Genomic DNA, 13,207 nt, shown 5'->3' with positions numbered 1-13,207 from the left:
TTATTCTTTATTTTTTAATTCTTCATAATGGATGCAAACTTTTCGCGGTTCGCCTTTTTTACGAGGACACGCGGAATCTTTGCATAAGTTGCAGGTATAATGACCTGTTGTTTCTTTTGACTCAAGTGTTGATGCTAGTTCAACCAGCTCTTCACCAACAGATGATTCAATAGCTATCGACTTCTTAATTCTTTTTGATTCAGTACTGGCATCTATTCCATTTTTTAACCAAATATCTGATAAACCATCAGCCATCCTTGGAATGACAATTGCCGAAACAAATTTTAAATGCATTTGTGCAATTTTTTTACCTGATTCTACGGCAGCATTAACTGCTCCAACATCACCAACGACTTTGATAGACAACCAACCTGAACCTTTTGCTCTTTCAATTCCGATGACTGAAACATTTGCCGTTTTCACCATCACATCTGCTGTGTTTACAGCACACGCATAACCAACTACTTCGATTAGTCCTAAAGCTTGATTCAATCATTTCACTTCCTTTAATACTTTGAAAGGAATCCTTTTTACTAAACGGGCAGCATTCGTGCCAAGCTTTCTCAGCTCTTCGTAGTCCGTATCAATAATAAAAAGCGGTTCATCTTCCGGTAATTTCTTATAATGTAAGACTGCTTGATCTTTATTCATGACAATACCTACTTCCAAAGGTGAATTAGCTGCTAATTCATAGGCCGCTTCTACCAAAGTTAGTTTAGTCGTCACCACTTCTTCGTAAGGAATTCCTTCTTCTTCAATTCCCAATAAAACAGGCTTCAAAGAAATATCGGGTACTAATTTAGTAACAAAAATCGTCGGTCTGACTGTCACTTTCTATTCCCCCTTGAGCTTATTGGCATAGGATAAAATTAATCCCGTAGCAACAGCATTTCTTGGGCCTTCAACACCGCGAATATTTCCACGACCTGCTACTAGTGAATAGTGAGATAATGCATCTGTTACTAATTGTGGAACCTCAAAATCTAAAGCTGAGCCTCCAACGATTACAATAAAGGGTATGTCTCGAATGTTTCCTGTCGGACTAACATGTGCGAGTGCTCTTAGTGCATTTGTAACAAAAACTCGTTCCTTAGCTGTTTGACGGACAATCTTTATTTTCTCAATACTCAAATCACCCGTAACGGGAACAAATCCATCTGGTGTAATAACCACGGTTTTAGCAAAAATATTTGCTGGTAGTGCTTTATCAAAAAATTCTACGGTCCCGTCTTCATGGCGGATATAAAATAGGCTTTCTACTTTGGCTAAAGGATACTTCTTGATTTCTTCAGCTAAATACCGATCTTCAAGCCCAAGCTCCGAATTAATGATCATCGTCACCATATCACCGGCTCCAGCTAAATGAGTGGCAGTCGTTTTACCAGTTTGATCAATAATCGATGCATCAGTTGAGCCGGCTCCTAAGTCTAAAATTGCTAACGGCTTGTTCGTTCCCGCCGTCGTCAATGCGCCCAAGATTGCTGCTTCTGCTTCTGCACCACCAATTTCAACTTGTATCCCTAATTGTTTCTGGATCTCATCCGCAATCAAAGCCATCTGTAAATGATCTGATTTAACCATTGAAGCGATGCCGACTGCCTGTTCAAGTGAGAATTCTCCAGCTAAACCGCCTTTGACATTTAATGGTACAAATGTATCGATTGCTAATAAATCCTGAATACAAATATCCTTCAATTGTTTGTTGGTCAATTCTGACATCGTTACACGGACCCGCTCTAGCATGCCGCCTATGTTAGTCCCAGCTTCTCCTGTTACGTTATCGATATTCTCAAAACTGGAAATGACCTTCATAATTTTTTCAGCACCAGCTGAAATCCCAATTTTTTCGGTGCGTCCATCCCCTTGTAATACTAAATTACCGGCAGGGATCACACGGGCCTTGACATCTCCTTCAGGTGTCTTAATGACAACTGCTGAGCGATTTCCAATCAATGCTCGAGAAACAGGAACGATATTTTTAGTCTCGTCAGAAGTCAAGTCAAATACTGTCGCGATTCCATAAGGATTAGAAAGTTCAGAAATAACTTGCCCCTGACTGGCTACTTCTACTGCTGCCAGCATATTTAAAGGCACTTTTTCAACAAAAGCAACTTCATCGACGATCGGAATTTTTTTATTCAGCCGATTGTGGATTAATACACCATCATCTTTTTGTAAAATTGCGGCAGTCACATGGTAACCGTATTCGTCATAGAGATTGATCAGTTTAGCAGCATCATCAAAATCGATCAGCTTCGGCACAACAACAATGTATTTTCGTTCTTTATTCGTTTCAGTAAAAAGGTCAGTTAATAGAACGGTATAGCCAATACCCAATCCTTCACCACCAGGTGTTTTGGGATCATGGCCGATCATCGTTGATTCTGTAATGATCGTTTCAGTAATTGTCTCCATTGCTACATCACCGATAACTGGTGTTGCTTCATTGATTCGGATTAAATCAATTTCTTTTGTGGAGAGCTCGGCTTTTTTCAAAACTGCTTGAATCGATTTTTGAATACCGATTAGATTTCTTTTAGTTCCTTTGATCCCAGTTGTTTCGGAAATCGCTGATGCAATAAAATTAACTTCACCGATTTCTGAAACCTCTGCTAAAGCAACTTCAGTCGAGGAATTTCCGATATCGACGCCTATGACTTTTTTCATACTAAGCCTCCTCGTCTAGTTATCCCCTTTAAGTTTCTTACGTGTCTCGTAATATTCAGCCGCTTCACGGACAAAATCAGCGGTAATTTGTGCATTATATTTTGTTTCTAGTTCATCAGCCATTGCTAATAAATCAGCTTTAGAAGAACGATATGGACGTAATTCACCATACATTTCTAACAATCGTTCATCTGGAATCGCTGTTAACTCAGCGGCTCGTTTGAAGTTTTCTTGTAAAACATCACGTCCGGCATCACTTGCAATCTGACCTTGATATTTCAGCGTTTCGCGAGTAATACGTAGATCTTTTCCATCAATTTCGCCAGCTAAAACTTTGTCTAACGTGATGTCATTGATTCCTTTGCCACTTGGTGAACGCACGATATCAGGATGTTTTTCGAATAATGGATAATCACTGCGCTTCATTTCTGCTTGAGGTGCCGTCGCAACTGAAGAATGATCGGTGTTCCCTTCAGCAGCGATTTGTGCACTGATTCGTTTGATTAATTCATCTATTTCAGCCATTTTTTTCTCTCCTATGCTTGCGTGAAATCAATTTGGATTTCTTCAGCCGGTTTTCCAATCACAACATATTTTGTTTCTTTGATGTGCATCAAAGCAGATTTTGCTTGATAAGCAACTCGAGACATTTGATCACTGACGGTCGGAACTGGGTCTGGTGATTCACCTTTGGCATATTTCGCTGCATTTTTACCAATCGCCCGATAAGTATCGAGTGTTAATGTCGGTGCTTGCGGGAATAATTCAAGATTTGAAAGTGGTTCAAGATCTTTTTGATGGATGATCGTTGTTCCCTTTGATTGAATCGCAATCGAGATTCCAGATCCTGAGATTTTGTCTCCCTCGGCTCCAGCAAAGGAAACATCAGCTGTTCGATAGACTTTGACTACCCGCGCTCGTAATCCTTCTTCTTCAATTCCTGCAATCATTTGACGTAAAATTTCTTTATGAGGAATTCCTAAAAGATTTTCTTGCATTGCTTCCGCAAAACCAGGTGCAACTGCAATAACAACTTCGTCTTGGGCCACTCCAGGTTGTGCTACATCAATATGCTTGAACCATGCTAATTGTTTGATTGCGGTAGGTACATCTGACTTTTCAGATTTTGCTTCGCTTAATTTAGAATTTCCAGCAATACTTTCTTTAAATGTCACAGGTTTATCATCCAGCGGCATCTCTTTTAAAACATCTCGAATAATTGCGCGTAATAGAGATTCATTGATCGTTGTTTCTGACATTTTCTTCTCCTTTCTGTCCCAGTTAAATAGAACGTGGGTCCATGGCCATTGGGATGTTCTTGACTTGTTCCCAATTTTCGCCAGATAAACGGTAACTGCTGCCTGGTCCCATATAATCATTGCTGTCGTTAACTGCTGATACTACATGCCAATTACCATCAAAAATTGCTGAGGTTTGTAAGAAATCTCCAGCGACCCGCTGTTTTAAGAGACTCAATACTTCTTCGGCTACATCTCTAAAACCGCCTTCTGCTAAAGCTTTAACAATATCTGCACCATTCAATTTTCGATCTAACAATTCTTGTGCAGCTTTCATATCTTCAACTAAGTTACGAGCAGGCATATCTTTAGAACCATGTGCATAAGTTGCTGCTTCAACTTCTTCATCAGTTATTTTTGGTAATCCTAAGCCTTCAAAAACAGCTTGAATCGCACGAGCTGCCTTACTTCTGATTTTTATGACTTCTTCTTCCGTCACCGGACGAAGACCACCATCGACTTTTAAATCACGTTGGAAGACTAGGTAATCGTCAACATCTTCAATATCAGTATTAGAGCCTGCAAACATATTGTCGTAGTTTGGTACTGCTGAATATCCGCAAGAAATAATATCCGTTCCTGGTAAAAACTGACACATCAATTTTTCTGTTCGACGCATATCTGAATGAGAAAATGCTTGGTCATTTCCTGAAGCTACTTCTAAATCCATCATGACACAAATTAAGTTTTCAGCTAAGACTGCACGAATCCCTGAAGGCACACTCCCTGGAATTCCGATACAGCTAACGGCGCCATTTTGCAAACCTTGAACACCGCTGGCCTTTGTAATGAAAATACACCGCGCTTCTAAATAAAGCATCGATTTCCCTTCAGCGTAACCCATCATGACTTCAGAACCGGATCCGGAGGTAAAACGCATTTTCAAACCGCGAGAAGCATAACAAGAAGCTAAGAATCCTTTTGACCAAGGTGTGTCATCCCCATCAGTAAAGACCGGTTCAGTTCCATAAACGGAAATTGTTTCCGCATAGGAGGTAAATCCGCGCATTCCAAGATCAAGTTCTAATGCTTCTTCTACTGAACATTGTGTCAACACACCTGGACGACCCACTTGTGACCCAACCATGATTGAGATAGCATTAAATGGCGCATATCTTGCGACAGCAACCGTCGTTTCTTGTTCAGCAAATCCGCGCAATGCACCTTCAGCCGCGTCAGCCGCAATCTGTACTGGATTATCACGTAAATTTGTAACATGTGATTGTGTTGCTACACTGCGGCGAGGATGCATTTTTTGCATCGCCATCATCATTTCAACAACATTCATTTGACTAACAACATCCACTACTTTAGCTGGCGTCATTGATAACGTTAATTTCACGATATCTTCACGAGCAACATTTGGATTACATAACATATTTGCTAATTCAACTGAATCCATTGCTAGAACTCGTTCGGCTCCCTCTTTATCAATACCGTGTTCGGCGATATAAAGATCGATCAAGTCAAAGTCTTCACGTTTTTTTCCATCAAGTTCTGTAATCACACCGTTTTCAACTTTAATACTTGGTTTTGGATCATTTGGACTTTCCATAGCAATAAATCCTTCATCGATCCATTCTTTAACAAAGCCATCTTGATGAATTGGGCGTTGTTCAAGTACTTCAAAACGTTTCGAACGTTTCATTTTTTTTCCTCCTAACTAAAAAACAAAGCTTAGATAATTATTAAATATATGAAGGATAATCATTGACTGGCTCGCTACCTAACGTGTTTAATAAATCTTTTCCAACTTCACGAGCAGCGATGACCGCCTGACGTACGGCACCTGAATCACCTTTGATATGGATCGTTACTTCATTCGAATATTTTTGTCCATGGTTAGGAGAAGCATAAGAAATAACTTCAACATTAGCCGCTTTAACTGCTGTATCCGCCATGACTACACCGATTGCGGCAGGAGCAGCGGCAATCAACCCATAAGATTTACCTACTTCAGCTCCAAAAGCCTCTGATAACGCGTAGCTTGCACGAGCTGAATATTGTAATTCAATATGTCCAGCTTCATTGTTATAAACATCCCCAAAAGTTCGCTCAGTTTCTTTCAAAGTTACTTCAACTGCTCGACGAACATCTGAAACATCCTCTCCGCCAAAAATGATCAATACTCCATGACCGCCTCCGCCTTTTGTATCACGTGGCAGTTCTACACTGACAATTTCAGTATTTGTTGCTTTGACTGCTTCATCAGCCGCAGTAATTTGTGGCCCAGCTCCTGAACGAGCCCCCACAATTCCTAATGAACGATAATTTTTTTTGAGATTCATCGCCTCGGCCAAATTACTGTCTACATTAGCAATTACTAAACCAATCGTGTCTCCAATAGGAGCAGTCCCTACAAATTCTGTTAATGAACTAATTTTTTTATCCACAGAAGTTTCCTCCTTTTTATTTATTAAATTGGAAGAATTAGTGGATACGATTAAGCGTTCCATAATTTTATTAACTAACTCTTCTTCAGCTATCATGTCTATTCACTTACACTTTCTGGTAATAGTTTTTCAACATCTGTATGTGGACGAGGAATTACATAATTTGAAACAACCTCCCCGATTGATTCAGCTGCTGAGACACCTGCGTCAACAGCTGCTTTGACAGCGCCAACATCTCCACGTACCATTATAGTGATCAGCCCTTGACCAATTTTTTCTTGACCAACTAACTTAACGTTAGCCGCTTTCACCATTGCATCTGCAGCTTCAATCGCTGCTACTAATCCACGTGTTTCGATTAACCCTAATTGCTTCTTGTTGCATCGTATTGCCTCCTAAAATATATTTTTTGACACCCCGAGTATATGAAAAAAAGCTATGACATATTTGTCATAGCTTTTTTGTAATTGTTTTCTTAATTGGTAAAAAGGCGATGATTTTGCTAAAAATCACTAGTTATTTTCGGAAAAAAAGTCAAATAAGTCCTTTATTATTAATCACTTCACAAAGGAATCAATAATTAGTATAATATCAAATTGTAGCACGATTCTGCTTCCTCAAAAACAAAAATATACGATTTTGAACTGAAAGAAGGCTGCTTATTTTGAAAGATTATTTTCAATATATTGAATCAAATCAAAAGATATTAGATAAAATTTTAAGCGATTTCACCGAGGCCACAGGTTTAGCCACAATTTTGGTCGATACTCATGGTATGGAACTTACTGCTGGCTATGGCTTTTCACCGTTTTGTCAATTAATGCGTAACAATGAAGAAACGCGTCATTTATGTCAAACCTGCGACATGTTCGGTGGGCGCAGCTCAATAAAAAATAATGAAACAACCCCATATATTTGCCATGCTGGGTTAGTTGATTTCTCTTACCCAGTAACAATCGACGAACAAGTAGTAGGTTTTATTCTTTGTGGCCAAACACGCATTGAAGATAAAGATGATTTTCATCCGATTATTAAAGAACAAACTTACTGGAAAGATGATCCAATTCTTGTTGAAGCTTATGAAAATATGCCAATTACGACCCCTGAGAAAATTCGTTCTGGCAGTAAGCTGTTAACAATCATCATTAATTACTACCTGTCAGATATCATGAGTAAACATTTAGTTGTGCAGCAACCTACTCAGCTTCTGAATGCGGTCGATTACTCTGAAAAGGATCTTGCCGATGCTCGAATGGATCATGCCCAGATTCCATTCACTTACCACGATTCACAAGTACAAGAAGTTCCGCATGAAAAAGTCAAAAATAAAATCAGTCGGCCAGAAGTTGTCGAAGCATTAGAATATATCAATCATCACTTGAATGAAGTGATCACTTTAGATGAAGTTGCAGATCACGTTTACTTATCTGGCTATTGCTTTGGGAAACTTTTTAAAAAAGAAGTTGGAATGAATTTCGTTGATTACATCAATGAGAAAAAGATCAATCGTTCTATGATCTTATTACAAGATTCCACTTGGTCAATTGATAGTATCGCCCACAGTTTAGGTTTCTCTCAATCCAGTTACTTTAGCAAACTATTCAAAAGGGTCACCAATATTTCTCCTCGTGAATATCGACAACAAATCCAAAAAGAAGCACTCCGAAAATAGATCGGAGTGCTTCTTTTCACAAAAAAATGTGCAACAAACACGCCGACCTTTTTATTCCCGAAAAGATCCTGCGATGAAGTATCCTGGCTTTGCTTCTTCCGCCACAAGTCCTTCCAACAATAATTGCCGTGGTTACTTGCTTTGTCCACAATACAGTTGCGGGTACAGTATCAGATTCTCACTGATTTCCTTCATTTTATTCAATTAATGACTGCGAAAATAAAGCAGTCGAACAACAATTTTCAAATAGTCAAAAATCCCTATCATATTTTCTGGAGTAAAGTCAAAATATGGCAACAATATTTCATTATCAGAAATTGATGAAACTGATTGCGTTTTGATGACCATTGTTGGAACTGAATGCTCTGCCAAAATTTGACGGAAAGTTGTATACTTCTCAGGAATAATGAAATAATCGGCTTGTTGTAGCCTTTCTTCAAAATCTGTCAATTTGACAAACGCATCTAATTGATCAATTATCTCCACATGACGCATGAAAGCTAAACAAGCAAACCCCAACCCATTTCCAACACTAGCGATTGGTTCAGTCAAACTTGGTTTATTCAATAATCGACTAATCGTCTGAACACATTTTTCTGTCTCACGGTCCAATACCTTGACAATTTCATTGCTGGCTCCAGTCAAGTCTTGATTCTGATAAGAAATCCCCTGTTCACCAACCAATGGATCCAGCTCTTTTTTGTCAGAAAGAATCAGATACTGATAATCAAGCCACTTCTTATCAAGAGCTTCGTATGAAAAACTACTAATTTGTCCAATCTTTCCACCGCTGATTTTAAAAGGATACCCTTGCGCATCATAAAAAGTAATTCCTAATTCTTCAAACATACCTAACCCTAAATCCGTTGCAATGCTATGGACATTCATAAAAACAATTTTTTCTGTTTCTGAACGAACGATTTTCTTCAAAACAGACCCGATGATCTCACTGTTTGAAATCAGTGGCGCCTTGGCTATCTTCGGCACCGTAGTCGGACCAATAATTGACTTTATGTCTAAAAAAACAGTTTTCTTATCCTTAGTATATCCATATTTTGGCTTGATTGAAAATACAAACAACCCATCTTCAAGTAAAAATTTTATTGGCTGTTTGTTGTAATTTAAGATCATTTTTAATGGATCATTATGATCAACAAACGAAAATAAGCGTGCTTCAGCAGAAACATTTTCTTGCATCAAATATTCATTGAATTTTTTGACAAGATTCTCATCTGTTTTTATTTCATCTAATATCGGCGCAATCGCGTACACTTCTGTCATATTTTTCACCCAAATATATTATAGCAGAAACGGTTGCTATTATTTAGTTATTGGCTATTGCATTTGTGCTAAATTAAAGACAATTTGGTCATTTTCTTTTACTTTAATTTCTTTTGCCCCTTTCATGATTTCTTTATTATTAATTTTAAAGGTCCAATATTTTTTTGCCCTTTCGTCTTGACTATGACCTTCAATCTTAGTGATAAAGCCATCCTTACCTTCAATCGCAAAATTTTTGGCTATTACTTCATATAGTGTCGCGCCATCTTTAAACGCAACCGTTTTTTTCGAGATTTCTTTTCCATCCTCTTGTAATTTAATTGTTGCTTTTTGCTCGGTAGTTTGGCTGACAGATGTTTCTTGCGATGCTTTTGTTTCTGTTTTTTGGCACCCAGCAAAACCTGCTAAACTAAAAAATAGCGCTGTTATAATCATCATTTTTTTCATTTCAATTCTCTCCTTAAATTAAACCATATTTTATTTTGATACGTTGTAATTTTTCTAACAATGGACGTGCTAGAATAGCTAAAAAAATCACAGTCGAAATTGCATGGATTAAATCCATCGGTGCCCCAGAAATAAAGACAGTAATCAATGCTTCTTTACTGATCAGAGGTGTAAACATTAATAGTGACGCAGGATTCATAATCAATCCATAAATCAAAAAGATACTGAAAAAACCAAAAATACACAGCGATAGACGATTTGCTCGTAATAAGCCCCAACGGTAAAATATACCCGCAATGAAACCAATCATCCCAAAGGCAAACATCTGCCAGGGAGTCCAGGGTCCTTGGCTGAAAAAGATATTTGAGACCAATGCTGTACCACTTCCTACCAAAAAACCAACTTCAGGTCCAAAAGAAACCGCACTAATAATCACTAACGCTGCAACTGGTTTAAACTGTGGAAACATAAAGAAGGCTCCTCTGCCAGCAACGCCTAATCCAATCAAAACTGCGATAATGATCAATTCACGTGCTTGAGGTTTGCGTCCTTCAAAGATTAATAAAAAAGGAGCTGTTGCTAATCCTATCATCAGTAGGCTGATTTTTAAATAACTACGATCACCGCTTTTTATCCCATAATAGATAACTAAAGGGAACAAAAGCACATTTACTAACAAACTAAGTCTCGTGCGCCGAGATAGTTTGTTAGATTCAGTTTTCTGATTCCAGACGTTCATACTCGGCTGATATTCGGTTTTTTTAGACAATTTCTTCTGATAGTTCTCATCTTGATAAAATTGCGTCAAGAAATCTGGGTCTGATTGAGACATTCAATAACCTCCTTTACTGTCACTGCATTTGGAAAATAGCCACGTGCCATCCGATTGGCAGCAGTTGTGTAAAAACTATTTCCTGCAAAAAAATCTTTTGCTGGTTTTGTTGTGACAAGTGAACCATCAAAAAACAAACCACAAACATCGCTGAACTCCGCTACGAATTCAACATCATGTGAAACCATCAAGATTGTCACACCTTGAAGTTTTAATTTCAATAAAATTTCGCCTAATTCTTGTTTGAAGAAATCATCTAATCCTTTTGTAGGCTCATCAAGTAATAAGATTTTAGGTCTTAATAATAAGACTTTTGCTAATGCTAAGCGTTGCTGTTCTCCTCCGCTAAGATCATAAGGATGTTTATCTAGCAACTGTTCCAAGTGAACCAGTTCAACAATCCCAGCGACTGCCGCTTCTTTACTCATTTTTAAAGGATAGGCGGCTGATTTTTTTTCTTGCTTTCCATCGGTTATCTCAAAAAGATCATCCAATACCGTTTTCTTAACGAATAGACTTTGAGGATTTTGCGGCAATACACCTAAAAACTGATGATAAAGTTCATCCTCAGAAAACTTATTCAACGGTCTGCCATTTAATTTTATTTTTCCTCGATATGGTTGACGAATACGGCTGATCAATGATAATGCCGTACTTTTACCGGTACCATTTCCTCCGACGATACTATAAAAACTACCTGTAGGAACTTTGAAAGATAGGTCCTTGATCACATCTGGGGCAGTACGTTGATAACGAAACCATAGATCCTTTACTTCAATCATTGGCGGTGTTTTCGGTATATTTACTTCAACTGTTTTTTCCTCTGTATTGATCGTTTGTTTTTCTAACCAGCTTCGACCTTCTCCAACAGTTAAAGGATAATCTGTTCCTTGATCACAGCTGCCATAAATTTTCATGGGGGCAGGCATCGCGATAAAAAGATCATTTTTCGTCTCTTTTAACATCCTGCCCACATCTCTTGGTTTTCCATTAACGATTATTTTGCTTTTTTCCATCAGAAAGACTTGATCTGCCATTGGTAACACTTCTTGTAAACGATGTTCAGAAATTAAAATGGTTGTCCCTATTTCTCGATTGATCTTCGCAACAGTCTCTAGAAAATTTCCAGCTGCAATTGGATCCAATTGAGAGGTAGGTTCATCTAATATTAGAAGTCTGGGATGTAATGCCATGATACTGGCTAAATTTAACAGTTGTTTTTGTCCTCCTGATAATTCTTGAACATCTTTTAGAAACCATGATTGAATTCCAAAGTAAGAAGCCATCTCGGCAACTCGTAAACGAATCGTGGCTTGATCCAATCCCAAACTTTCTAATCCAAAGGCCAATTCATGCCAAACTTTATCTGTTACGATTTGGTTATCAGGATTCTGCATGACAAATCCGATTTTCTCAGTCTGTTCACGCAAATTTAATTCATCCAACGGACGACCATCAAATCTAATCAATCCTGATTTCTTTCCAAATGGACTCAAAGCGGGTTTTAATTGTCTTAACAAAGTTGTTTTCCCGCTGCCACTTTTGCCGAATAGAACATTAAAGCTGCCGGAAGCTAATTCAAGATTAATATCATCCAGTTTCTTTTCAGAAGATTCTGGATATGAAAAACTTACTTTTTCTAAACTTAAAAGGCTCATTTTTTTACTCCTTTTGACTGATTTGATCAAAGTATTTGGGCAAGACAGCCCTTTGATCTACTTTGATGCGAAACCATTTATAAGTATCCCAACAGCGGATAAAAATCGGTAAACTAACAAGGAAAAAGAAACTGACTAATCCTATCCCGCTTTGCCAGTTCAATGGCCAGCCCTTAATCATAATCTGGGGATTATAACTCACATAAAGTGCCTGTTTAGCAAAGCTCCAGAAGCATCCCACTGAAGAGATCAGCAAATATGCCAAGATTACCCCGTCGCGCAAATCAAAACGATACAATGAAAATGCTGTTCGACCTTTCAAGCCGTAGCCGCGTGCTTTCATTGAATCAGCTGTTTCAATTGCGTTTTCCAATGCCCAAGTAACCATAATTGAAAAGATTCTAAATGCTTGCCGAATTTTATAGATAAACTTGCCATTACTAAAATCTCTGCCAATACTTTTTTGCCCATTTCGCACCACCGTCAGTTGTTGACTGAACTTCGGCACGAACCGAAAAGCCATTGATAAGATCAATGAACTGGCAGGAATGATCTTGCCGAAAAGATAAATAAATTTATCACTAGTCATCACTTGATTGTAACAAGTAAACCAATTAATTGTATTAGCAAAAACCAATGCTAAAGCAAATCCAATTACAATCGCCTCTAGCGTAATTGCATTTCCATTCTGCATTCGATACAACTGTGTAACACCATAATGATTAAAAGCGGGATTAACCACTATCACCACCAGCATTCCTGGAATAATAAATTTTAATTGAAGCAGTAGAACCTTCTTGATTCCTTCCAATAATAGGCTGTAACTTACAGCACCAAAAAAGGATATTGCTAAAATGTATGGATGTAGCGAAAACATACTTATGCCAATCACAAGCAAGAAATATAAAAAATTATTTAATGGATGGACCTGTGAAAAAGGATCATTCATACTATCTCCC

14 protein-coding genes and 1 riboswitch are annotated in these 13,207 nt (G+C 38.1%); of the genes, 1 reads left to right on the top strand and 13 read right to left on the bottom strand.

The window, feature by feature from the left end; all coding sequences use genetic code 11:
* The 8 genes from FFM68_RS05430 to FFM68_RS05395 are packed head-to-tail and all read right to left on the bottom strand — an operon-like array spanning position 1 to position 6,747.
* Positions 1-492 carry a BMC domain-containing protein gene (locus tag FFM68_RS05430; protein ID WP_137618405.1) on the bottom strand — a complete coding sequence of 164 codons (492 nt, stop codon included), beginning with the start codon at positions 490-492 and terminating at the stop codon, positions 1-3.
* A complete protein-coding gene (locus FFM68_RS05425) occupies positions 493-831 on the bottom strand; it encodes a glycerol dehydratase reactivase beta/small subunit family protein (RefSeq protein ID WP_137618404.1) in 339 nt (112 codons plus the stop codon).
* A gap of 3 nt (positions 832-834) precedes the next feature.
* Positions 835-2,667: a diol dehydratase reactivase subunit alpha gene (locus FFM68_RS05420; RefSeq protein ID WP_137618403.1), complete on the bottom strand. Its 1,833-nt coding sequence runs from the start codon at positions 2,665-2,667 to the stop codon at positions 835-837.
* 15 nt (positions 2,668-2,682) lie between these two features.
* Positions 2,683-3,192 carry a diol dehydratase small subunit gene (locus FFM68_RS05415; RefSeq protein WP_137618402.1) on the bottom strand — a complete coding sequence of 170 codons (510 nt, stop codon included), beginning with the start codon at positions 3,190-3,192 and terminating at the stop codon, positions 2,683-2,685.
* Positions 3,193-3,203: 11 nt separating this feature from the next.
* Complete coding sequence (locus FFM68_RS05410; RefSeq protein WP_137618401.1) at positions 3,204-3,926, bottom strand: propanediol/glycerol family dehydratase medium subunit; 723 nt, start codon at positions 3,924-3,926, stop codon at positions 3,204-3,206.
* A gap of 22 nt (positions 3,927-3,948) precedes the next feature.
* Positions 3,949-5,613 carry a propanediol/glycerol family dehydratase large subunit gene (locus FFM68_RS05405; RefSeq protein ID WP_137618400.1) on the bottom strand — a complete coding sequence of 555 codons (1,665 nt, stop codon included), beginning with the start codon at positions 5,611-5,613 and terminating at the stop codon, positions 3,949-3,951.
* Between the two features lie 40 nt (positions 5,614-5,653).
* Positions 5,654-6,454, bottom strand: coding sequence for a propanediol utilization microcompartment protein PduB (gene pduB / locus FFM68_RS05400; RefSeq protein WP_137618399.1), 801 nt, complete (start codon positions 6,452-6,454; stop codon positions 5,654-5,656).
* 2 nt (positions 6,455-6,456) lie between these two features.
* Complete coding sequence (locus FFM68_RS05395) at positions 6,457-6,747, bottom strand: BMC domain-containing protein (RefSeq protein ID WP_137618398.1); 291 nt, start codon at positions 6,745-6,747, stop codon at positions 6,457-6,459.
* 275 nt (positions 6,748-7,022) lie between these two features.
* Between FFM68_RS05395 and FFM68_RS05390 the strand changes: the two genes are divergently transcribed.
* A complete protein-coding gene (locus FFM68_RS05390; RefSeq protein WP_239585077.1) occupies positions 7,023-8,030 on the top strand; it encodes a PocR ligand-binding domain-containing protein in 1,008 nt (335 codons plus the stop codon).
* Positions 8,031-8,091: 61 nt separating this feature from the next.
* Positions 8,092-8,266: riboswitch (cobalamin riboswitch) on the bottom strand.
* Here the strand turns inward: FFM68_RS05390 and FFM68_RS05385 are convergent.
* From FFM68_RS05385 to FFM68_RS05365, 5 genes are all read right to left on the bottom strand, one after another.
* Positions 8,235-9,311 (bottom strand): glycerate kinase, encoded by a 1,077-nt coding sequence (locus FFM68_RS05385; protein WP_167483453.1) that lies wholly within the window; start codon positions 9,309-9,311, stop codon positions 8,235-8,237. Its footprint overlaps the riboswitch before it by 32 nt.
* Before the next feature lie 54 nt (positions 9,312-9,365).
* On the bottom strand, positions 9,366-9,758 hold the full coding sequence (locus FFM68_RS05380) for a DUF4430 domain-containing protein (RefSeq protein WP_137618396.1): 393 nt from the start codon (positions 9,756-9,758) through the stop codon (positions 9,366-9,368).
* A 13-nt stretch (positions 9,759-9,771) separates the two neighbouring features.
* Complete coding sequence (locus FFM68_RS05375; RefSeq protein ID WP_137618395.1) at positions 9,772-10,590, bottom strand: ECF transporter S component; 819 nt, start codon at positions 10,588-10,590, stop codon at positions 9,772-9,774.
* Positions 10,563-12,248: an ABC transporter ATP-binding protein gene (locus FFM68_RS05370; RefSeq protein ID WP_137618394.1), complete on the bottom strand. Its 1,686-nt coding sequence runs from the start codon at positions 12,246-12,248 to the stop codon at positions 10,563-10,565. The genes FFM68_RS05375 and FFM68_RS05370 overlap by 28 nt, the downstream gene beginning before the upstream one ends.
* Positions 12,249-12,252: 4 nt before the next feature.
* Positions 12,253-13,197, bottom strand: coding sequence for an energy-coupling factor transporter transmembrane component T (locus tag FFM68_RS05365; protein ID WP_137618393.1), 945 nt, complete (start codon positions 13,195-13,197; stop codon positions 12,253-12,255).
* Between the last annotated feature and the right edge of the window lie 10 nt (positions 13,198-13,207).

It is taken from the genome of Enterococcus xiangfangensis (genome assembly GCF_005405365.1).
GTDB classification, from domain to species: Bacteria; Bacillota; Bacilli; order Lactobacillales; family Enterococcaceae; genus Enterococcus_A; species Enterococcus_A xiangfangensis.
The sequence above is the reverse complement of the archived record's forward strand: the minus strand, read 5'-3'. Positions and strand labels throughout refer to the sequence as shown.